The 21208-nt window shown below is 69.5% G+C and carries 18 protein-coding genes; 13 read left to right on the top strand and 5 right to left on the bottom strand.

Annotated features, from left to right (window positions below):
* Window positions 1-67 precede the first annotated feature (67 nt).
* From DK254_RS20215 to DK254_RS20195, 5 genes are read left to right on the top strand one after another with little or no spacing between them, the layout of a single operon-like run.
* Window positions 68-1825, top strand: a complete 1758-nt coding sequence (locus DK254_RS20215) for a carbamoyltransferase (protein WP_109935198.1) — start codon at window positions 68-70, stop codon at window positions 1823-1825.
* Complete coding sequence (locus DK254_RS20210; protein WP_109935197.1) at window positions 1809-2945, top strand: glycosyltransferase; 1137 nt, start codon at window positions 1809-1811, stop codon at window positions 2943-2945. The genes DK254_RS20215 and DK254_RS20210 overlap by 17 nt, the downstream gene beginning before the upstream one ends.
* Window positions 2946-2979: 34 nt before the next feature.
* Complete coding sequence (locus DK254_RS20205; RefSeq protein WP_109935196.1) at window positions 2980-3936, top strand: glycosyltransferase; 957 nt, start codon at window positions 2980-2982, stop codon at window positions 3934-3936.
* A gap of 50 nt (window positions 3937-3986) precedes the next feature.
* Entirely contained in the window at window positions 3987-4853 is an 867-nt protein-coding gene (locus DK254_RS20200) for a glycosyltransferase family A protein (protein WP_109935195.1), read from the top strand.
* Between the two features lie 20 nt (window positions 4854-4873).
* Window positions 4874-6088: an O-antigen ligase gene (locus DK254_RS20195; protein WP_256595910.1), complete on the top strand. Its 1215-nt coding sequence runs from the start codon at window positions 4874-4876 to the stop codon at window positions 6086-6088.
* On the opposite strand, the gene DK254_RS20190 is transcribed toward DK254_RS20195, so the two are convergent.
* Complete coding sequence (locus tag DK254_RS20190; protein ID WP_109935194.1) at window positions 6075-6722, bottom strand: lipopolysaccharide kinase InaA family protein; 648 nt, start codon at window positions 6720-6722, stop codon at window positions 6075-6077. The two genes, DK254_RS20195 and DK254_RS20190, sit on opposite strands and share 14 nt — an antisense overlap.
* A 99-nt stretch (window positions 6723-6821) precedes the next feature.
* On the opposite strand from DK254_RS20190, the gene msbA reads away from it, so the two are divergent.
* The 6 genes from msbA to DK254_RS20160 all read left to right on the top strand — a co-directional run bounded on the left by msbA (window position 6822) and on the right by DK254_RS20160 (window position 15391).
* A complete protein-coding gene (gene msbA / locus DK254_RS20185; protein WP_109935193.1) occupies window positions 6822-8642 on the top strand; it encodes a lipid A export permease/ATP-binding protein MsbA in 1821 nt (606 codons plus the stop codon).
* Window positions 8643-8648: 6 nt separating this feature from the next.
* Entirely contained in the window at window positions 8649-9545 is an 897-nt protein-coding gene (locus tag DK254_RS20180) for a GNAT family N-acetyltransferase (protein ID WP_109935795.1), read from the top strand.
* An 87-nt stretch (window positions 9546-9632) separates the two neighbouring features.
* Window positions 9633-11048 carry a PIG-L deacetylase family protein gene (locus DK254_RS20175; RefSeq protein ID WP_109935192.1) on the top strand — a complete coding sequence of 472 codons (1416 nt, stop codon included), beginning with the start codon at window positions 9633-9635 and terminating at the stop codon, window positions 11046-11048.
* 75 nt (window positions 11049-11123) lie between these two features.
* Complete coding sequence (gene hldE, locus DK254_RS20170) at window positions 11124-12548, top strand: bifunctional D-glycero-beta-D-manno-heptose-7-phosphate kinase/D-glycero-beta-D-manno-heptose 1-phosphate adenylyltransferase HldE (RefSeq protein WP_109935191.1); 1425 nt, start codon at window positions 11124-11126, stop codon at window positions 12546-12548.
* Between the two features lie 339 nt (window positions 12549-12887).
* The gene (locus DK254_RS20165; RefSeq protein ID WP_109935190.1) at window positions 12888-14171 is read left to right on the top strand and encodes an acyl-CoA dehydrogenase family protein; all 1284 of its coding nucleotides are present in this window, start codon (window positions 12888-12890) and stop codon (window positions 14169-14171) included.
* Window positions 14172-14182: 11 nt separating this feature from the next.
* Window positions 14183-15391: an acyl-CoA dehydrogenase family protein gene (locus DK254_RS20160; protein ID WP_109935189.1), complete on the top strand. Its 1209-nt coding sequence runs from the start codon at window positions 14183-14185 to the stop codon at window positions 15389-15391.
* 344 nt (window positions 15392-15735) lie between these two features.
* On the opposite strand, the gene DK254_RS20155 is transcribed toward DK254_RS20160, so the two are convergent.
* The 4 genes from DK254_RS20155 to DK254_RS20140 form a co-directional block, all read right to left on the bottom strand.
* On the bottom strand, window positions 15736-16647 hold the full coding sequence (locus DK254_RS20155; RefSeq protein ID WP_109935188.1) for a metal ABC transporter ATPase: 912 nt from the start codon (window positions 16645-16647) through the stop codon (window positions 15736-15738).
* Window positions 16648-16954: 307 nt separating this feature from the next.
* The gene (locus tag DK254_RS20150) at window positions 16955-17758 is read right to left on the bottom strand and encodes an aldo/keto reductase (RefSeq protein ID WP_109935187.1); all 804 of its coding nucleotides are present in this window, start codon (window positions 17756-17758) and stop codon (window positions 16955-16957) included.
* Window positions 17755-18930 carry an FAD-binding oxidoreductase gene (locus DK254_RS20145; protein ID WP_109935186.1) on the bottom strand — a complete coding sequence of 392 codons (1176 nt, stop codon included), beginning with the start codon at window positions 18928-18930 and terminating at the stop codon, window positions 17755-17757. The genes DK254_RS20150 and DK254_RS20145 overlap by 4 nt, the downstream gene beginning before the upstream one ends.
* 56 nt (window positions 18931-18986) lie before the next feature.
* Complete coding sequence (locus DK254_RS20140) at window positions 18987-19319, bottom strand: multidrug efflux SMR transporter (protein WP_109935185.1); 333 nt, start codon at window positions 19317-19319, stop codon at window positions 18987-18989.
* Between the two features lie 112 nt (window positions 19320-19431).
* Between DK254_RS20140 and DK254_RS20135 the strand changes: the two genes are divergently transcribed.
* A complete protein-coding gene (locus DK254_RS20135; protein ID WP_109935184.1) occupies window positions 19432-20310 on the top strand; it encodes a LysR family transcriptional regulator in 879 nt (292 codons plus the stop codon).
* 127 nt (window positions 20311-20437) lie between these two features.
* Window positions 20438-21208: 3-deoxy-D-manno-octulosonic acid transferase (locus DK254_RS20130; protein ID WP_146219632.1), on the top strand; the 771-nt coding region annotated here is incomplete at its 3' end.

Genomic DNA, 21208 nt, shown 5'->3' with positions numbered 1-21208 from the left:
ACGAGCCGACGAAGATCATCGCCTGGGCCCCGCTGACGGGGCCGGGCTTTACCAAGAGGCAACACCAGTGGCATTGACCATCCTCGGCCTGTCCGGCGCCGTAAGCCATGACCCTTCCGCCGCCCTGTACATCGACGGCAAGCTGGTCGCGGCGGTCGAAGAAGAGCGCTTCGTCCGCGACAAGCACGCGAAGAACCGCATGCCCTACGAGTCGGCCAAGTTCTGCCTGGAGCAGGCCGGGATCAAGCCGTCCGACGTCGACGTGGTGGCCATTCCCTTCGCCCCCATCAGCCTGTTCGGCAAGGCCCGCTGGCACTACGCCAAGCGCTACGCCTACGCCCCGGACCGCGCGCTGGACGCCATCCTGCTCGGCAACCGCCGCTACAAGCGCTACTACAAGCGCATCGAATGGTGCCTGCAGCAACTGGGCTTCGACCTGAAGAAGGTCAAGATCCAGCCGGTGGAACACCACCTGGCCCACGCCTCCAGCGCCTACCACTGCTCCGGCTTCAAGGAGAAGACGGCGATCCTCGGGATCGACGGCAAGGGCGAGTACGCCACCACCTTCTTCGGCTGGGGCGAGAACGGCAAGATCCACAAGATCAAGGAATTCTACGACCCGGACTCCCTCGGCGGCCTGTACGGCGCGATCACCGAGTACCTCGGCTTCGACATGCTCGACGGCGAGTTCAAGGTCATGGGCATGGCGCCCTACGGCGATGCCAGCAAGTACGATTTCTCGCGCCTGGCCAAGTTCGAGAACGGCGAGCTGATCATCAACACCGACTACGCCAACGTCATCGGCTTCCGCCGCTACAAGGAAAAGGGCAAGGGCTACTACTTCTCGCCCAAGCTGATCGAGTGGCTGGGGCCCAAGCGCGAAGGCGACATCGCCGACGACCCGTACATCCACTACGCCGCCAGCATCCAGGCGCTGTTCGAGAAGCTGGCGCTGGAGATGATGGACTACTACCTGGGCGACATCCTCCGCGAAACCGGCAAGATCGCCTTCGCCGGCGGCTGCGCGCTGAACGTCAAGCTGAACCAGAAGATCATCTCGCGCCCGGAAGTGAAGGAGCTGTACGTGCAGCCCGCGTCCAGCGACGCCGGCACCGCGGTCGGCGCCGCCGCCTACGTGTCCTGGGAGCGTGGCGTGCCGGTGGAGAAGATGGAGCACGTCTACCTCGGCCCGCAGTACAGCAACGAAGACGTCATCGCCGCCTGCGCCCGCCACGCGGCGGCGCCGGCCTGGCGCAAGATCGACAACGTGCCCGAGCTGATCGGCAAGGTGCTGGCCGACGGCAACCCGGTGGCCTGGTTCCAGGGCCGCATGGAGTTCGGCCCGCGCGCCCTCGGCGGGCGTTCCATCCTCGGCTGCCCGAGCGTGCCGGGCGTGGCCGACCGGATCAACGCGCAGATCAAGTTCCGCGAGCGCTGGCGGCCGTTCTGCCCGTCGATGCTGGATACCGTCGGCCCGCAGATGTTCAAGATCAACCACCCGGCGCCGTTCATGACCTTCACCTTCGAGGTCAACGACGAGTGGAAGACCCGCGTGCCGGAAGTCGTCCACGAGGACGGCACCTCCCGCGCCCAGGTGCTCAAGCGCGAGTTCAACCCGCGCTACTACGACCTGATGAAGGAGCTGGAGAAGCTCACCGGCAACGGCGTGGCGCTGAACACCTCGCTGAACCGCCGCGGCGAGCCGATGATCTGCTCGCCGACCGACGCGCTGAACATGTTCTACGGTTCGGACCTGCAGTACCTGATCATGCAGGACATCCTCGTGGTCAAGGAAGGTGCGCCGGCCTATGACTCGTTCGGCTGAACCGCGGGTACTGCAATTCTGCCACGGCTATGACGGGCCTTTCCTCGACTGCGCCCGTCAGTACGCCAGCCTGTTCGCCGGCACCGGCTACCGGGTGACCACGGTGTTCCTCACCGGCGCGCCCGACGCCGAGGTGGCTGCCGGCTGCGCCAGCGACGAGGTGCTGTTCCTCGACTACAGCTCGAAGGACGTGCGCGGCCTCAAGCTGCGGGCCATCCGCGACCTGCGCGAGATCGCCCGCTCGCGCGACTTCCGCTTCTGCATCGCGCATCGCTTCAAGCCGACCTGGGTGGCCATGCTCGCCACCCGCCTGCCGGTGATCGGCGTGCACCACGGCTTCGGCGACTACCGCCGGCTCGGCCGCAAGCTGTTCGCCAAACTGTTCGCCAAGCGCCTGAGCCTGCTGGCGGTGTCCAACGCGGTGCGCGACGAGCTGCGCCAGTGCCTGCCGGCCTGGCCGGCCGAGCGCATCGAGACGCTGTACAACCGCGTCGACGTCGACGCCCTGCAGGCCGAGCAGGTGGAGCGCTACCCGGCGCGCCAGCACCTGCGCCTGGCGGACAACGCCTGGGTGGTCGGCAACGTCGGCCGCCTGCACCCGGACAAGGACCAGGCCACGCTGCTGCGGGGCTTCGCCGCGGCGCTGCCGCAGCTGCCGCCGGCCGCGCTGCTGGCGATCCTCGGCAAGGGCCGCCTGGAGGAAGACCTCAAGGAACTGGCCCGCGAGCTGGGCATCGCCGAACGGGTGCTGTTCCTCGGCCAGGTGCCGGACGCGCGGCGCTACTTCAAGGCCTTCGATGTGTTCGCCCTGAGTTCCGACCACGAGCCCTTCGGCATGGTCCTGCTGGAGGCCATGGCCGCCGGCGTGCCGCTGATCTCCACCGCCGGTGGTGGCGCCGGCGAGATCGTCGAAGGCTTGGGCATCCTCTTCCCGCTGCGCGACGACGCGGCGCTGGCCCAGGGCCTCGGGCACCTCGCCGCGCTGGATCGCCAGCAGCGCGAGGCCTGCGCCCGGCTGATGGACGAGCGCCTGCGCAGCCGCTTCTCCGACGAGGCGGTGCGCCGGGAGTTCTGGAGCCTGCCGCTGGTCCGCGCGCTGACGCGCGGTGCTTCCGAATAGACTGCCCGCTGGCCGGGATGCGAAAAGGTGAGTCTTGAAAGTCCTGTTTCTGGTTCAGAAAGAACAACGCGCCATTCTCGACCGCCTCTACGACGGCATCGCCGAACACTGCGAATGCGACCTGCGCTGGCTGAGCAGTGACGAGCAGGCCAACCTGCGCCGCTACTTCCGCGAGCAGGTGGACGTCACGCGCTACGACCGCATCCTGTTCTTCCTGCGCTTCAAGAAGGAAATGCGCCAGGCTTCCTTCATCGCCAGCGTGCCGAACCTGGTGATCCTCGAACACGACGCCTACCAGAACTACATCCCCTGCAAGTACACCGGCAAGTTCAGCGCCCACTACCGGCGCATGCCCTGGGCGCGGGTGATCAGCTCCGGCGCGGTGGTCGCCCGGCGCCTGCGCGAGGAGGGCTTCGACGCCGTCTTCGTGCCCAAGGGCTACGACCAGGACCTGCTCCACGACCTGGGCCGCGAGCGCGACATCGAGCTGGCCTTCGTCGGCAGCACCGGCAGCGTGGCCTACAGCGGGCGCAAGGCGCTGCTCGACGAGCTGGGCAAGGTGGAGAACCTGCTGGTCACCAAGACCAACTCCGGCGCGGACTACCTGAACACGCTCAACCGCATCCGCTTCTTCGTCAGCGCGGACGTCGGCATGGGCGAGTACATGATCAAGAACTTCGAGGCCATGGCCTGCGGCTGCGTGCTTTTCGCCTACGATCAGGGGGAAGAGGAGAACCGCGCGCTGGGCCTGGCCGACATGCAGAACGTCGTCTTCTACCGCGACATCCCCGAGCTGCGCCGCAAGCTGCAGGTGCTGCGCGAGGACCCCGCCCTGGCCGCGCGCATCGCCGAACAGGGCCGCCGGCTGGCCGAGGAAGGCTTCGGTTTCAGCCGCATCGGGGCGCGCATCGTCGAGGCGATGGCACCACCCTTGCGCCCTCGCCCGCAACCGGGCAGGCTGGAACGATTACGCCGGGTCTTGGGAATTTGAACATTCATGCGTCGAAGCTTTCGCGGCGGCCGTCGGGGCCGGAGGTGGTCGTGGCCAAGCCGCTGATCTCCGTGCTGGTACCCTGTTACAACCGCGAACGCTACATCGAGGAGGCCCTGCTGAGCATCCTCGAGCAGGACTACCCGAACTTCGAGCTGATCGTCGTCGATGACGGCTCCCAGGACGCCAGCGCCGAGAAGATCGAGGCCTTGCGCCAGCGCTACGGTTTCCAGTTCTACCGGCAAGCCAACCAGGGCGTGAGCGCCGCCCTGAACACGGCCCTGGGCCATGCCCGCGGCGAGTTCATCGCCACCCCCGACTCCGACGATGTGATGCTGCCGGGCCGCCTGTCGCTGCAGGCCGCCTACCTCGAGGCGCACCCGGATGTCGGCTGTGTCGGCGCGCGGGTGATCTACGTCGACGCCGAAGGCCGGCGGCTGAAGGCCGAGGAGGGCAAGCCGCTGCGCAGCTACAGCTTCGTCGAGCTGCTGTCCCGCGCCCACGCCATCGGCGCCCCCGTGGCCATGTATCGACGCGAGGCATTGGACCGTGCCGGCGGCTATGACCCGGAGATTCGCATCCAGGATTTCCAGATCACCCTGAAGATCGCCCGCCTGGGTTATCGCACGGATGTGTTGCCGGAGCTGGTGACGCTCTACCGCAGGCACCCGGGCAACATGTCCAAGACCGCCTACCAGCGGCAGCTCGACTACGACCTGATGGCCATCGCCCCCTACCGCGGCCAGCCCGGCTACTCGCAGGGTTTCACCTGCGTGATCAACAAGGCGCTCAAGCACTCGGTGGTGTCGGACAAGGCCTATGCCCTGCGGCTTCTGCTGAGGCTGCCGCCGTGGCGCTGGAACCGCGTGACCTGGCGCCGCCTGCGCCACCTGTTGTTCAAGTTCCACGAGGGATGAGCGCGTTCGGGATGAAGTCGATGTTATTGCAGGCATGGCAGACCTGGCGGCCCGCCGCGGGCCGGGGTGGCGTGCCTGTCGCCCGCCGGGACCGCGTGGCCGAGGCGATGCTGGGGTTCGGCGTGTTCTGGACCCTCGCCGGGGTGCTGCTGACGCCGACCATGAAGTTCTACTACACCATGGTGGCGCTGTTCGTGTACCTGCCGGCGCTCTGGCTGGTGATCGCCCGCCGCGCCGAACTGGGGCGGCTGATCGGCGAGCGCAGGGAAATGTGGTTGTTCCTGGCGCTGTTCGCCTGGGCCAATCTCTCGCTGCTGTGGGCCGTCGGGGATTTCGACCGATTGTCGCGGGTCAAGCAGTCGAGCCTCTTCGTGTTGCTGGTCTGCGGCTGGTTGCTCTGGGCGCGGGCCAGCGAGCCACGCCTGCGCGGTACCCTGATAGCGCTCGGCCTGCTCAACAGCCTCTATTGCCTGGCCGCGCTGCTCTGGGCCCCGGCCTACGCGCCCGGGCGCCTGAACGGCTTCGGTGGCTTCCTCGACAATCCCAATGCGGCCGCCTACGCCACGGCCTTCCTGCTGGTGATGGCGCTGCCGCTGCGCCCGGCGGGGCGCGGCTGGCGGCTGGCCTGGTTGCTGCTGCAGCTTCCCCCGCTGTTCTACGTCGCCCTGTGTGGCAGCCGCGGAGCGTTGCTGGCGCTGATGGCCACGGCGACGTTCTGCCTGGTGCTGCTGCCGGGCTGGCGCTGGCGCCTGGCTGCCCTGTCGACCCTGGTCGGCGGGGCCGCGCTGTTCTGCCTGGAGCCGAGCCTGATGGAACGGGGGGATTCGGAGCGGCTGGAACTGTTGCGCAGCGCCTTGCCGATCCTGCGCGAGCATTTCTGGATCGGCGTGGGCTATGGCACCACCTACGAGGTCCAGGGCTGGGCCGGCGGTTACCATGGCAGCACCCACAACTTCCTGCTGCATACCGCCTTGCAGTACGGGATTCCGGCGCTGCTCGTCTGGCTGGCGCTCTGGGCGATGCTGGGGCTGCGGGCCTGGCGTAGCCGCCATACGCAACTGGGCCTGGCGCTGCTGCTGCTGTGGGTCTTCGCCAGCGTGGCCATGCAGTTCGACGTGTTCAGCCTGTGGGAGCGCACCCGCGCCATGTGGCTGATGCCCTGGGCGGTATTCCTGCTCGGCCTGAGCCTGGAGCGCCCGGCCGGGGAGGCCGGCGGCGAACTCAACCGGCGTTGAGGATGCCCTGCAGTTCGCGGGCGTCCCAGCGTACCTTGCCGTGGCGCAGGTAGCCCGCGCTCAGCTCGTTGCCCTTGTCCGCCAGCAACCACTGCCGATCCTCGGCGTAGCGCAGCATATGCGCGAAGTTGCGCTTGCGCTGCAGGCGGCCGAGGGCGCGGCGCTGGGTCTTCATGTCGGCGATGTCGATCAGCCCCAGTTCGCCCTGCGGGGTCTGCACCACGTTGCCCAGGTGCAGCGAGCGGAAGTACACGCCGCGTTCGTGCAGGCGGGCGATCAGCTCGCCCAGGCGCTCGCGCAGGGCGCCGTCGGCCTGGCCGGCGGCGATCAGCTGGCGCAGCGTCTGGCCCGGCAGCGGGCGGTAGTGCACCAGGTCGCGGGCGATGGCGGGCACGCGGTAGACGCCGATCACCTCGGGGCAGGGGATGCCCAGCCGCTGCAGGGCCTGGGCGTTGTCGGCGAAGCGCCGGGCATAGGGGTAGAGCGCCGCCGAGGAGACCAGCCGCTTGCGCCGGAACAGCTTGACGAAGTTGCCGTCGGGCAGGCGCAGGACCTTGTCGCCATGGCCGTCGGCTTCCAGCACGGTGGCACCGGCGCGCAGCGATTCATAGGCGGGAAGGTCTAGCTGTTGCATACCGGGGTTCCTGGACGGGGCCGGCTATAGTAGCCCAGGCGCCGGGCAAACGAGAGGCCTGTGTTATAATCGCCGGCCTTTTCAGCGTGCGATTCTTTCATGACCGGCAAAGACACCGCAGAGCCCTCGAGCCTGAAGATCTACTTCCGCCTGCTCACCTACGTGCGGCCCTACTGGGGCATGTTCGCCCTGAGCATCGTCGGCTTCCTGATCTTCGCCGCCACCCAGCCGATGCTGGCCGGCATCCTCAAGTACTTCGTCGACGGCCTGACGCACCCGGACGCCAAGCTGTTCCCCAACGCCCCCTGGCCCTGGCTGCGCGACCTCTCGCTGCTCTACGCGGTGCCGCTGCTGGTAGTGCTGATCGCGGTCTGGCAGGGCATCGGCTCCTTCCTCGGCAACTACTACATCGCCCGCGTCTCCCTGGGCCTGGTGCACGACCTGCGGGTGGCGCTGTTCAACAACCTGCTGACGCTGCCCAACCGCTATTTCGACAGCCACAACTCCGGGCACCTGATCTCGCGCATCACCTTCAACGTGACCATGGTCACCGGCGCCGCCACCGACGCCATCAAGGTGGTGATCCGCGAAGGCATGACCGTGGTCTTCCTGTTCCTCTCGCTGCTGTACATGAACTGGAAGCTGACCCTGGTGATGGTTGCCATCCTGCCGGTCATCGCCCTGATGGTGACCAGTGCCAGCCGCAAGTTCCGCAAGCAGAGCAAGAAGATCCAGGTGGCCATGGGCGACGTGACCCACGTCTCCTCCGAGACCATCCAGGGCTACCGCGTGGTGCGCAGCTTCGGCGGCGAGGCCTACGAGCGCGAGCGCTTCCTCGACGTGAGCCGGGAGAACACCGAGAAGAACCTGCGCATGAACAAGACCTCGGCGATCTACACGCCGATGCTGCAACTGGTGATCTACAGCGCCATGGCCGTGCTGCTGTACCTGGTGCTGCTGCTGCGCGGCGACGCCACCGTCGGCGACCTGGTGGCCTACATCTCCATGGCCGGCCTGCTGCCCAAGCCGATCCGCCAGCTCTCGGAGGTCAGCTCGACCATCCAGAAGGGCGTGGCCGGCGCCGAGAGCATCTTCGAGCAGCTCGACGAGAAGCCCGAAGTGGACCATGGCAGCGTCGAGAAGGAACGCGTGCAGGGCCGCCTGGAAGTGAAGAACCTCAGCTTCACCTACCCGGGCAGCGAGAAGCGCGTGCTCAACGACCTCAACTTCAGCGTCGAGCCGGGGCAGATGGTCGCCCTGGTCGGCCGCTCCGGCAGCGGCAAGTCGACCCTGGCCAACCTCATCCCGCGCTTCTACGACCACAGCGAGGGCAAGATCCTCCTCGATGGCGTGGACGTCGAGGACTACCGCCTGCGCAACCTGCGCAAGCACATCTCGCTGGTCACCCAGCAGGTCAACCTGTTCAACGACAGCGTGCTCAACAACATCGCCTACGGCGACCTCGCCAGCAAGCCGCGCAGCGCGGTGGAGAAAGCCGCCGAGGACGCCTTCGCCCGCGAGTTCATCGACCGCCTGGCCGAAGGCTTCGACACCGAGGTGGGCGAGAACGGCGTGATGCTCTCCGGCGGCCAGCGCCAGCGCCTGGCGATCGCCCGCGCGCTGCTCAAGGACGCCCCGGTGCTGATCCTCGACGAGGCCACCTCGGCGCTGGACACCGAGTCCGAACGGCACATCCAGGCCGCCCTGGAGAAGGTCATGGAGGGCCGCACCACCCTGGTGATCGCCCACCGCCTGAGCACCATCGAGCGCGCCGACCTGATCCTGGTGATGGACCAGGGCCACATCGTCGAGCGGGGCACCCACGACGAGCTGATCGCCCTCAACGGCTACTACGCGCGCCTGCATGCCAGGCAGTTCGCCGACGAGCCGGCCGAGGACGGCATCGGCGAGTCGGCCTGAATGGCCCTGCTCGATCGCCTGCGCGTCGTCCGCGAGCGCGGCTGGACACCCATCGACGCCGCGGCCTACGCCGAGGCCTGGCAGCGCTTCGGCGGCAGCGTGGCGACCCACCCGCAGGTGGTGGAGCGCCTGGCGGGCCTGGCCGGCATCCCGGTGCGCTACCTGGGCTGGGTCGCCGACGGCCAGCTGCGCGCCGCCATCCCCACCTGGGGCCGGCACCTGGCGCTGTCCAAGGAAGTGCTCAAGCGCGAAGGCAAGAAGGCGCTGTTCGACCTGGGCAATGCCGAGGTCATCCTGCCGATCGCCGAGGATGCGCGCATTGCCCTGCGCCATCGGGTGCGCTATCTGTCCGAGCTGAACCAGCCGCAGGTGACCGACGCCCGCCGGCAGGACGAGGAACTGGCGCTGAACCGCGCGCCGGCGGACTTCTCCAAGAAATTCCGCTACAACCAGCGCCGCGAGCTGCGCCTGCTGGAAGAGGCCGGCGGCGTGCTGCAGCCGATGGACGAGTTGAGCCCGGCCGAGCAGGCGCGCATCTACGCCGAGCTGTTCCAGCGCCGCTGGGGCTTCGAGGTGCCGGGCAAGGCGCGCCTGGCCGAGGTGCTCGGGCTGATGCGCGAGTTCATGCGCGGCTCGCTGGTGCGCCTGGACGGCGAGCCGGTGGCGATCCAGATCCTCTACCGCGTCGAGTCGCCGAAGTGGATCAGCGTCGAATACATCAACGGCGGCGTGGCCCCGGAGAACCGCGAGTTCAGCCCCGGCAGCGTGCTCACCCACGTCAACACCCAGCAGGCCTGGGCCGAAGCCGAGGCGCTGGGCAAGCCGCTACGCTATTCCTTCGGCCGCGCCGACCGCGAATACAAGGACCGCTGGTGCCACCGGGTGCCGGTGTTCCAGGTGTAACGGCACAATCCCGTCATTCCCGCGAACGCGGGAACCCAGTGGCTGTGTAGGAGCGGACTCCGTCCGCGATCGACCCCGGAGAACCCCATGAGCGCCCGCAAGCAGCAACTGCTCAAGGAACACCGCCGCAAGAAGCGCCTGGTGCTGCTCGTCGCGCTGTTGGCGCTGGTCGCCCTCGGCGTGTTCGCCCCCTGGTGGAGCGTGCCCCTGGCCGTGCTGCTGGGCTGGGTGGCCCACGAGGCCTGGTTCGCCGACCACCTGTTCTACTCGCCGCGCGACGACTACCGCTACGACTTCCCGGAAGGCCAGCTGAGCCTGCCGGCGTCCCTCGGCCCCCACGGCCTGCACGTCGCTACCGATGCGCTGCCCGGGGACTACGAGACGCTGCTCCTGCAGATCCGCGTCAGGGCCAACTGGCTGGGCCGCTGGCTCGACCCGCAGGTGCTGATCGAGGGCAACGAGGGCATCGACCGCCAGGACTTTGAGCGCGGCGTGAACGGCGTGCGCTACCTCAACCTGTCCGGCCAGGGCGCGGCCCTGCGTGGTGGGCACCTGCGCATCCGCGGCCGCCACTGCCGCCTCGACAGCCAGGGCACCCTGCACGCCTTCCACAACCCGGACTACGCCGAGCGTCGGCTGATGGTCATCGCGCCCCACGCCGACGACGCCGAGCTGGCCGCCTTCGGCCTGTACAGCCGCGCCGAGGAGGTGAGCATCGTCACCCTGACCCAGGGCGAGATCGAGGCCGGGTACTACCAGCGCCTGGGCCTGGACCAGGCCGCCGCGGCGCGCCTGAAGGGCCGCCTGCGCACCTGGGACAGCCTGGCCGTGCCGCTGTGGGGCGGGGTGCCGGCCAGCCGCTGCGTGCAACTGGGCTACTACTGCCTGCAACTGCCGGCGATGTGCGGCGAACCGGACAAGGGCTTCGGTTCGCGGGAGTCCGGCGAGAGCGACATCCGCGACCTGCGCCGGCACAACCCGCTGCAGCTGCCGGCCGACGCCGACGGCGTGCCCAGCTGGAACAACCTGGTGGCGGACCTGGTGGCGCTGCTGGAGCACTTCCGCCCCGAGGTGCTGGTCACCCCGCACCCGCAGCTGGACCCCCACGCCGACCACGTGCACGCCACGCGGGCGCTGCAGGAGGCCATCCAGCTCAGCGCCTGGAAGCCGCAGACCCTGCTGCTCTATGCCAACCACCTGCACGACAACGACCGCTGGCCCATGGGCCCGGCCGAAGGCGGCGTGGCCCTGCCGCCGTGCATCGAAGCGCTGCCGGCCGACGCCCTGTGGAGCCCGGCGCTGGACGCCGCCACGCGCATCGACAAGGCCCAGGCCCTGGCCATGCAGCACGACCTGACGGTCCCGCTGCCGGCCAAGAAGCGCCTGCGCCGGCTGATCCAGCGGGCCCTGGCCGGGCGCTGCTGGCCGGCCAGCGGCGAGGACGAATTCTTCCGCAAGGCGGTGCGCCGCCACGAGCTGTTCTGGGTGCGCCCGCTGCGCTGAACGACCGGTGCCCGGCGCGAGGCCGGGCGAGCGGCTATGGTATTATCCGCGGCGATTTCGACCTGCGGAGTTCCCATGAAACTGACCATGCCCCGTTTCGATCAGGCCCCTGTGCTGGTGGTCGGCGACGTGATGCTCGACCGCTACTGGCACGGCGCGACCTCGCGCATCTCGCCCGAGGCGCCGGTGCCGGTGGTGCGGGTCGAGCAGCATGAGGACCGCCCCGGCGGCGCGGCCAACGTCGCGCTGAACCTGGCCGCCCTGGGCGCCCCGGCCTTCCTGGTCGGCGTCACCGGCGAGGACGAGGCCGCCGCCAGCCTGGCCGACAGTCTTGGCGCGGTGGGCGTGACCACCCGCTTCCAGCGCATCGCCGGGCAGCCGACCATCGTCAAGCTGCGCGTCATGAGCCGGCATCAACAGTTGTTGCGGGTGGACTTCGAGGAACCCTTCAGGACCGACGCCCAGGCCCTGGCCCGCGAGACCGAGGCGCTGCTGGACCAGGTCCGCGTGCTGGTGCTGTCGGACTACGGCAAGGGCGCGCTGAAGAACCACCAGGCGCTGATCCAGGCTGCGCGCAAGCGCAACATCCCGGTGCTGGCCGACCCCAAGGGCAAGGACTTCTCCATCTACCGCGGCGCCAGCCTGATCACCCCGAACCTCTCCGAGTTCGAGGCCATCGTCGGCCGCTGCCAGGACGAGAACGAGCTGGTGGCCAAGGGCCTGAAGCTGCTCGGCGACCTGGAGCTGGGCGCGCTGCTGGTGACCCGCGGCGAGCACGGCATGACCCTGCTGCGCCCCGGCCACCCGGCGCTGCACCTGCCGGCCCGCGCCCGCGAAGTGTTCGACGTCACCGGCGCCGGCGACACCGTGATTTCCACCCTGGCCGGCGCCCTGGCCGCCGGCGAGGACCTGCCCCAGGCCGTGGCCCTGGCCAACCTGGCCGCCGGCATCGTGGTCGGCAAGCTCGGCACCGCCGCCATCAGCGCTCCCGAACTGCGCCGCGCGGTGCAGCGCGAGCAGGGCTCCGAGCGCGGCGTGCTGGGCCTGGAGCAACTGCTGCTGGCCATCGAGGACGCCCGCGCCCACGGCGAGAAGATCGTCTTCACCAACGGCTGCTTCGACATCCTCCACGCCGGCCACGTCAGCTACCTGGAACAGGCCCGCGCCCAGGGCGACCGGCTGATCGTGGCGGTCAACGACGACGCCTCGGTGGGCCGCCTGAAAGGCCCGGGCCGGCCGATCAACAGCGTCGACCGGCGCATGGCGGTGCTCGCCGGCCTCGGCGCGGTGGACTGGGTGGTGAGCTTCAGCGAGGACACCCCCGAACGCCTGCTCGCCCAGGTGCGCCCGGACGTGCTGGTCAAGGGCGGCGACTACTCCGTCGACCAGGTGGTCGGCGCCGACATCGTCAGCGCCTACGGCGGCGAAGTGCGCGTCCTCGGCCTGGTGCCGAACAGCTCCACCACCGCCATCGTCGAAAAAATCCGCCAGAAGCGCTAACGTCGATATCCCCTGGACGTAGGGCGTATAACCGTTCGCGGTTATACGCCGCCTGACCTTGGCTGAACCTCTGCTCGCTGCCAAACTCGAAGCGCCCCTCACCCGTCGCGTCAGACTCGGAAGCTCCGGCCGAATCCCATACGGACTCCAGGGCGCTCCGGGCTCGACCTCGAAGCCGCCGATGTGGCCGGGCGTAACGGCGTACAACCGCGAACGGTTGTACGCCCTACGTTCCCAGTGACCGCTCTGCCAGCCGTTCCCGGCAAAGCGGTCATGGTCCCCCCGCCGTCTCACGGCGCATGATCCCCGGCATCCCATCCCCCCGTGGAGCGAGATGCCATGACCACCGACGTGCAGGGCCGCGCCCTGGCCGTGCTCAACCGGGTGGCCCAGGCCGACTGGCCGGACCGCCTGAAGCTGCGCAAACCCTTCGAGAAGCTGCTCTACACCGGTAGCCGCACCGGCTTCCGCATGGCCAGCCAGCGTGCCGCCAAGCAAACCAAGACGCCGCGCAAGGTCGACCCGGACGGGCTCTTCGACCTGACGCTGTCCGACGAACAGCAGATGCTGGTGGACATGCTCGAAGGCTTCGCTGCCGAGGTGCTGCGCCCGGCCGCCCACGATGCCGACGCCGACGCCGGGGTGCCCGCCGAACTGCTCAACCAGGCCCTGGAACTGGGCCTGGCCTACTACGGCGTGAGCGAAGTGCACGGCGGCATGGCTGGCGAACGCACCGTGCTGACCAACGCGCTGATCGCCGAGGCCCTGGCCCGTGGCGACCTGAGCCTGGCCGCGGCGCTGCTGGTGCCGCTGTCGGCGGCCAACTGCATCCGCCGCTGGGCCAGCCCGCAGCAGCAGGCGCAGTGGCTGCCGGCGTTCGTCGGCGAGGACGGGCCGCCGCTGATCGGCCTCGCCGTGGGCGAGCCGCAGTTGCTGGCCGACCCCGCGCAGCTGAAGACCCAGGCACGCAAGCGCGGCCGCCATTACCTGCTGTCCGGCGAGAAGTGCCTGGTGGTACGCGGGCTGGATGCCAGCCAGTTGCTGGTCGCCGCGCAGACCGCCGACGGCCCGGCGCTGTTCCTGGTCGACGCCGCCGCCAAGGGCGTGGAGCGCCGCCCCGAGCCGGCCATGGGCCTGAAGGCCGCCGGCACCGCACGCATCCGCCTGAAGGGCGTGAAGGTCGACGCCGGCCGCCGCCTGGCCGCGGAGAAATTCGACTACCAGGCTTTTCTCGACCTCAGCGGCCTGGCCTGGTGCGCCCTGGCCCTGGGCACCGCGCAGGCGGCGCTGGACTACGTGATCGGCTACTGCAACGAGCGCGAGGCCTTCGGCGAGCCCATCAGCCACCGCCAGGGCGTGGCCTTCATGGTCGCCGACATCGCCATCGAACTGGACGCCATGCGCCTGATGACCTGGCGCGCCTGCGCCCTGGCCGAGCGTGGCCAGCCGTTCCACCGCGAGGCCTACCTCGCCCGCCTGCTCTGTGCCGAGAAGGCCATGAAGATCGGCACCGACGCCGTGCAGTTGCTCGGCGGCCACGGCTTCACCAAGGAACACCCAGCCGAGCGCTGGTACCGCGACCTGCGCGCCCTGGCCGTGATGGCCGGCGGCCTGCACCTCTGAGGAGCGCCTGCATGTACCTGGAAACCCCGAAGAAATTCCGTGGCCTGGTCAACCAGGCGCACCAGGTGGCGGAAAACTACCTGCGGCCGATCTCGCGCAAGTACGACAAGGCCGAGCACGCCTACCCCAAGGAGCTGGACCTGCTGGCCGCGCTGCTGGACGGCATGAACGCCGGCTCGCCGGACGCCGTGGGCGCCACCTCGGCCAGCAAGCGCAAGGGCGCGGCGGCGGAGGAGGGCGTGAAGAACGGCGGCAACCTCTCCGCCTGCCTGGGCGTGATGGAAATGTGCTGGGGCGACGTTGGCCTGCTGCTGGCCATGCCGCGCCAGGGCCTGGGCAACGCCGCCATCGCCGCGGTGGCCAACGACGAGCAGCTCAAGCGCTTCGGCGGCACCTGGGCGGCCATGGCCATCACCGAGCCGGGCTGCGGCTCGGACTCGGCGGCCATCCGCGCCACGGCCACCCGCGACGGCGACCATTACGTGCTCAATGGCGAGAAGATCTTCGTCACCTCTGGCGCCCGCGCCGACGCGGTGGTGGTCTGGGCCACCCTGGACCGCGGCCTGGGCCGCGCGGCCATCAAGTCCTTCGTGGTGGAGAAGGGTACCCCGGGCATGACCGTCACCCGCTTGGAGAAGAAGCTCGGGATCAAGGCTTCGGACACCGCCTCCATCAGCTTCGCCGACTGCCGGGTGCCGGCGGCCAACCTGCTGGGCAATGCCGAGATCGACGTGCAGAAGGGCTTCGCCGGCGTCATGGAGACCTTCGACAACACCCGACCGCTGGTGGCGGCCATGGCGGTCGGCGTGGCCAAGGCCTCGCTGGACCGCGCCCGCGAACTGCTGAAGAAGGCCGGCTGCCGCTTCGACTACGCCAGGCCGCTGCTGAGCGTGTCCCACGCCGAGGCGACCCTGTACCGCCTGGAGGCGGAATGGGAGGCCGCACGCCTGCTGACGCTGAAGGCCGCATGGATGGCCGACAACCGCCAGCCCAACTCCAGGGAGGCCTCCATCGCCAAGGCCAAGGCCGGGCGGGTGGCCAACGAGGTCACCCTGAAGTGCGTGGAACTGGCCGGAGCCCTGGGCTACGGCGAGGACGAGCTGCTGGAAAAATGGGCGCGGGATTCGAAGATCCTCGACATCTTCGAGGGCACCCAGCAGATCCAGCTGCTGATCGTGGCGCGCAGGCTGTTGGGCAAGACCTCCAGCCAATTGAAGTGACCGGAGCAGCCGTTCACATGTAGGAGCGCGCCCTGCGCGCGATTCGCAGGCAGGGCCTGCTCCTACAGGTTGGGGACGTATGCAGGCGTAATGCTCTTCGTAGGATGGGTTGAGCTTGCGAAACCCGTGCGGTCGTGGCGATGGGTATCGCTTCGCTCAACCCATCCTACGGGGTGTTGTGTTTGCCGGAGGGCGTAGGAGCGGACCTTGTCCGCGATAGCCGGAGGTTTCGGCGCGATTCGCGGATGAGATCCGCTCCTACGCCATCCCACCCGCGCCATTCCGATGTAGGAGCGCGCCCTACGCGCGAATCGCGGGCAGGGCCCGCTCCTACAGGGGGGCCTTCAGGCCGTGCGCCGGCCCTTGCCGGAATTGCCGTTGGCCGGCGGCAGGCTGTCGAGCCAGTCGCGGAAGCGGATGCGCTCGTCGCGCACCAGCCAGCCGTCCTGCTCGGCGAAGCTTTCCGAGAGCCACAGGCCGCGGGTCGCGGCTTTCACCAGTTCGCCCTTGCGCAGGGTGAAGAGCGCGCCGGTGGGCTGGCCGTGCTCCAGTGGCAGCAGGTAGAGGTCCGGCCGTCGGCGGTCCAGGCGGGCCACCAGCGGGCCGCTTTCCAGGCGCTCGTCGACGTGGAACAGGCTTACGTCGCGCACGTCCCCGGGTAGCTCCATGCGCATGTCGTAGACCAGTTGCAGCGAGGCAGTGGGCAGGTGCACGTAGGCCTGCGGGCGCTCCAGCAGGCGCAGGGCGCCGGCCTGCACCGGCCGTGCGGCGCCGGACAGCGGCGTCAGCGAGAAGTGGCTGGCCTCGCGGTAGCGCAGGGTGTCCTGGTAGGGCGTCGGCAGCCAGGTGTCGCCGAAGCGCCCGCCCAGCCAGCCGTCGGCGGTTTCCACCAGGCATTCCTCGGCCACTTCCTGGATGGCGGTGAGCAGCGGCAGGTTCAGCTCGTGGGACGGCACGTAGCCGGAAATCAGCTTGAGCACGGTGTCGCCGCGGTCGGCGCGCTGCTGGCGCACCAGCACCCAGTAGTCGCGGCCCTGCCAGTTGAGCGTCAGGCGCACCGACACGCCCAGGTTGGCGAGCTCGGCGGTGAAGTGCCGGGCATCGGCCACCTGTACCGGGCGGCGGCGCCCCAGGACCTGGGAGAAATTCAGCGGCAGGCCGAGGCCCTGGTAGACCAGGCTGTCGGGGTTGGCCTCGACCAGCAACGGCAAGGTCTTGAAGGCGGTCGGGTCCTTGCGGGCGAGCGTACGGGGCATGGGCGGTCCTCGTCGTACAGGGCGCGTCGGGCCGCCCGCGGGGTGGGCGGCCTGGCCGATCGTTCCGGGTTGCCAGTGGCTACGGCGTTGACGGCGAACTTCGAAAACCCTCGATTATTTCGAGGTTAACCCTGAAAGGGTCTTGGTTTTCGGCTGTTTTTCCTGTCAGCGAGCTTTTGGCGGCAATTTTGCGTGCCGCGGTTTTTCACCGCGGAGTCTGAGCATGGCACAGGAATGCGCCCTTTGTGTCAACCTTGGATGACTGCCGATCAACGGTCGTGGCGGCACCGTACCCGGCTGGCAGCCCTCAGCCGCCGAGGACTTCGGCCGCCAGAGCGACGTTGTGCCGCAGGTGCTGCGGGTTGATGGTGCCGACGATGGCCGCGCCCACGCCGGGGTGGCCGAACACCAGCTCGAAGCTGGCGCGCACCGGGTCCTGGCCTTCGGCCAGGCAGGCGTGGCCGCTGGCCAGGGCCTTCTTCACCAGGATGCCGCGGTGGTGCGCCAGGGCGTGATCGATCACCGTTTTCTCGGCCTGTTCACCGAGGTTGTAGGTGACCATGGCGCAGTCGCCGCGCTGCAGCGCCAGCAGGCCGCCGTCGACGGTCTTGCCGGAGAAGCCGAAGCCGCGGATCAGGCCTTCCTGCTTGAGCCGCTCGAGGGTTTCGTAGACCTCGGTGTGCTGCAGGACGTGCAGGTCGTTGCCGTCGGAGTGCACCAGCACCAGGTCGATGTAGTCGGTTTCCAGGCGGCGCAGGCTGCGCTCCACCGACAGGCGGGTGTGGGCGGCGCTGAAGTCGAAGCGCGACTGGCCGCCGTCGAACTCCTCGCCGGTCTTGCTGACGATCACCCAGTCCCGGCGCTGGCCGCGCAGCAGCGGGCCGAGGCGCTCCTCGCTGCGGCCATAGGCCGGAGCGGTGTCGAGCAGGTTGATGCCCAGCTCGCGGGCCAGCGCCAGCAGGTCGGCGGCCTCGCGGTCGTCGGGGATGCGGAAGCCATTGGGGTACTTCACCCCCTGGTCGCGGCCCAGCTTGACGGTGCCCAGGCCCAGCGGCGAGACGTTCAGGCCGGTGCTGCCCAGCGGGCGGCGCAGCGCGTGCAGGCCGCTCATGGCAGCAGTTCCTCCCACACCGGGCGGGCCATGGGCGGGCGTGGCAGCTCCGGCAGCGCAGCGCCGGCGGCGGGGCGGATGCCGTCGCGGTCCAGGGCCTCGAAGACGCGGTCGGCGAAGTTCGGCGCCAGCGCCAGCTTGGTCGGCCAGCCCACCAGCAGGCGGCCCTGGTCGGCGAGGAAGGCGCAGTCCGGGCGCAGCAGGCCGGACTGCGCCGGTTCGGCACGGTCCACCCGCAGGGTGGCCCAGCGCGCGGCCGACAGGTCGACCCAGGGCAGCAGCTTGCGCAACTCGCGCTGGGCCTCGGCGATCTGCTCGGCTTCGCTGCGGGCCACGCCTTCGGCTTCGGCGATGTCGCCGCCGAGGTACCAGACCCACTGGCCGTCGGCGGCCGGGTGGGTGGTCACGGTGACCCGCGGCTTGGGCCCGCCGCCCACGCAGTGGGCGTACAGCGGCTTCAGCGTCGGCGCCTTGAGCAGCACCATGTGCAGCGGGCGGCGCTGCATGGCCGGCTGGTCCAGGCCGAGTTCGCGCAGCAGCGCCTCGTTGCCGGCGCCGGCGGCGAACACCACGCGCTGGGCGCGGATGTCGCGGCCGTCGACGCGCAGGCCGACCAGCTCGTCGCCTTCGCGCAGTGGCTCGATGCGTTCGCCGGCCAGCAGGCCGTCCCCGGCCAGCACCGCCAGGTGGGCGATGAGGCTGGGCACGTCCAGCACCAGTTCCGAGAGGCGGTAGGCCTTGCCCTTGAAGGCCTTGTCCTGCAGCGCCGGCGGCAGCTCGTCGCCCTTCACCTGGGCCACGCGGCTGCGCACCGCCTTGCTGGCGAAGAAGCTGGTGAGGTTGCCGGCCAGGCCGCCCGGCGACCACAGGTAGTGGGCGTCGGAGAGCACGCGCACGCCGCGCAGGTCCAGCTCGCCGTCGCCGGCCAGGCACTGGCGCCACAGCGAGGGCATGTCGGCGATGGCTTCCGAGGCGCCGGTCAGCGCGCCGTGCAGGGCGTACTTGGTGCCGCCGTGGATGATCCCCTGCGAGCGCATGCTCTGCACGCCGCCGAGCGCGGTGTTCTCCAGCAGCACGCTGGAGAAGCCGGCGCGACGCAGGCGGGCATTCAGCCAGAGGCCGGCGATGCCGCCGCCGACGACGAGGATGTCGGTGCTCAGGGGTTGGGTCATGGAAGGGCGCGCCTCGCGTGAAACGAAGCGCGCAGTATAACCGAGGGGGCCGTGGCTCAGTGGCCGACGCTGCGCGAGAACAGCTGGATCACCACCACGCCGCTGACGATCAGGCCCATGCCCAGCACGGCCGGGCCATCGAGCTTCTGCTGGTAGAGCACCAGCGCGGCGACGCTGACCAGCACGATGCCCAGGCCGGCCCAGATGGCGTAGGCGATGCCCACCGGGATGCTGCGCACCACCAGGGTGAGCATCCAGAAGGAGATGGCGTAGCCGACGATCACCAGCAGCAGGGGCAGGGGCGTGGACAGGCCTTTCACCGACTTCAGCGAAGCGGTGGCAATGACTTCGGCGACGATGGCGATGGCGAGATAGAGATAGCCGGGCATGTTCAGTCCTCCCCAGGAGCGGCCGGGCGGGCGGCCGATATTGCGAATAGCGACATTCTAGTGTTCCTGGCGATGGGATAAAGTCATTACCTATCTGAAAAGGAGATAGGCCATGCAGTGGAACCTGGACCAGTTGCGACTCTTCGTCAGCGTCGCCGATCAATCCTCCTTCTCGGCGGCGGCGCGCCAGCTCAAGCGCGTGCAGTCAGCGGTGAGCTCGTCCATCGCGCTGCTGGAGAGCGACCTGGGCGTGAGCCTGTTCGACCGCAGCAGCGGCCGCCAGCCGGTGCTGACCGAGGAGGGCAGGGCGCTGCTCGACGAGGCCCGCGAGGTGCTGCGCCAGTGCGAGCGCCTGGAAAGCCGCGCCGCCGCCCTGGTGCGCGGCGAGGAAGCCCGCCTGCGCCTGGCCCAGGACGAGGCCATGCCCTACCAGCCGGTGCTCTCCAGCCTGCAGGCGCTGGCCCGGGCCTTCCCGACCCTGGAAGTGCAGCTGGCCAGCGGCGCCCAGGGCGACGTGGCGCGCAAGCTGCTGGAACGCCGCGCCGACCTCGGCCTGCTGTTCCACCACGAGGGCATGCCGGACGAACTGGAGCGCCAGCACCTGGGCACCATCGAGATGGTCACGGTGTGTGGCGCCGGCCACGCCCTGGCCCGCCTGGACTACGCCGACCGGCGCGAGCTGGCGCGGCACCGCCAGTTGCTGATGGCGCCGCAGGACAGCCATTACCCCGGCGGCGAGCAGATCAGCCCGCTGGTGTGGCGCGCCGACAGCTTCTACGCCATGGCCGAGCTGCTGATGCGTGACCTCGGCTGGGCCTGGTTGCCGCGCCACGTGGCGCAGTACCCGGCCTACCAGCCGCTGCTGGTGGAACTGGCCAGCGACTGGACGCCGCCGCCGCTGGTGGTGGAGCTGGTCTGCCGCCGCGACGAGCCCCTGGGCCCGGCGGCGCAATGGCTGGGCAGATGCTTCGCCGAGCACCTGAAGGAATAGGACGCACGACTGTAGGAGCGGACTCCGTCCGCGATGGCTCGCCCCCGCGCCATCGATCGCGGATAAATCCGCTCCTACGGTAAGCCCCGCGCGAACGTCCGGGTGTTATTTGCTACTCTCCGCCGCCATGAACCGGACCCTCTATACCCTGCTGTTCCACCTGGGCCTGCCGCTGGTCGCGCTGCGCCTGTTCCTGCGTTCGCGCAAGGCGCCGGCCTACGCCCGGCGCATCGGCGAGCGCTTTTCCTTCGGCCTGCCGAAGATGCAGCCGGGCGGCATCTGGGTGCACGCCGTGTCGGTGGGCGAGAGCATCGCCGCGGCGCCGATGATCCGTGCCCTGCAGCAGCGTTATCCACAGCTGCCGATCACCGTCACCTGCATGACGCCGACCGGCTCCGAGCGCATCCGCGCGCTGTTCGGCGACAGCGTGCAGCACTGCTACCTGCCCTACGATCTGCCCTGGGCCGCGTCGCGCTTCCTGGAACGGGTGAAGCCGCGCCTGGCGGTGATCATGGAAACCGAGCTGTGGCCCAACCATATCCACCAGTGCGCCCGCCGCGGCATCCCGGTGGCGCTGGCCAACGCGCGCCTGTCGGAACGCTCGGCGCGCGGCTATGCGCGCTTCGAGGGGCTGACGCGGCCGATGCTCGGCGAGATGAGCTGGCTGGCGGTGCAGACCGAGGCCGAGGCCGAGCGCTTCCGCCGCCTGGGCGCGCGCCCGGAGTGCGTGAGCGTGACCGGCTCGATCAAGTTCGACCTGAGTATCGACCCCGCACTGCCCGCCCGCGCCGCGGCCCTGCGCCACGACTGGCAGGCCGAGGGCCGGCCGGTATGGATCGCCGCCAGCACCCACGCGGGGGAGGACGAGATCGTCCTCGCCGCCCACCGCAAGCTGCTG

It is taken from the genome of Pseudomonas sp. RW407 (assembly GCF_003176655.1).
Classification (GTDB): Bacteria; Pseudomonadota; Gammaproteobacteria; order Pseudomonadales; family Pseudomonadaceae; genus Pseudomonas; species Pseudomonas delhiensis.
This window is presented reverse-complemented; position numbering and strand designations above follow the sequence as displayed.